Consider the following 767-nt stretch of genomic DNA (forward strand, 5'->3'; position numbering starts at 1 on the left):
ACCCAGACCGTCGCGCGGCTGGCCCCCGGGCGGACCGCGCACGTCGCGTGGCAGGTCCGGGTGCCCGCCGAGGGCGCCACGGGCACCTTCGAGGTGCCGGTCGACGTCGCCTACCGGGCCGCCGGCCACGAGTACCTCGCGGCGAACCAGGCGACCCTGTGGGTCACGCCGCCCGCGCCGACCGGCAGCCCGTACGTCTCCGACCTCGACTGGACGGAGCAGTCCAACGGCTATGGCCCGGTCGAGCGCGACCGGTCCAACGGCGAGGCCGCGGGCGGCGACGGCAACCCGCTCCGGATCGCCGGCGTCACCTACGACAAGGGCATCGGCATGCACGCGACCGGCTCGGTGACCGCCTGGCTCGGCGGCGCCTGCACCGCGTTCAGCGCGCAGGTGGGCATCGACGACGAGGTCCTCGACAAGCCCGGCGACACCGGCGTCGGCTCGGTGCGGTTCGCCGTCTACGGCGACGGCGAGCTGCTCGCCGAGACGCCGGTGCTGTCCAACGACGACGGCGCCGTGGCGCTCGACGTCGACGTCACCGGGGTCCGCCGGCTGCGGCTGGTCGCGGACGAGGGGTCGGACGGCAAGAACTTCGACCATGCCGACTGGGCCGACGCGCGCGTCGAGTGCGGTCAGGGCTGATCGCACTCGTCGGGCTCGCCGGGCTCGTCGGGCTCGTCGGGCTCGCCGGGCCCGCTGGGTGAGCGTTCAGCCAGTGTTCAGCCGGCCGCCGTGCGCGCTTCGCCCCGGCGGCCGGTGGCGGC

At 75.7% G+C, this 767-nt stretch carries 1 protein-coding gene; it reads left to right on the forward strand.

The genetic code is table 11. The features are described from left to right. The coding region (locus tag PROKR_RS11825; RefSeq protein WP_036963422.1) for an NPCBM/NEW2 domain-containing protein at window positions 1-645 on the forward strand (645 nt) is incomplete at its 5' end. Window positions 646-767 lie beyond the last annotated feature (122 nt).

It is taken from the genome of Promicromonospora kroppenstedtii DSM 19349, assembly GCF_000515355.1.
GTDB lineage: Bacteria > Actinomycetota > Actinomycetes > Actinomycetales > Cellulomonadaceae > Promicromonospora > Promicromonospora kroppenstedtii.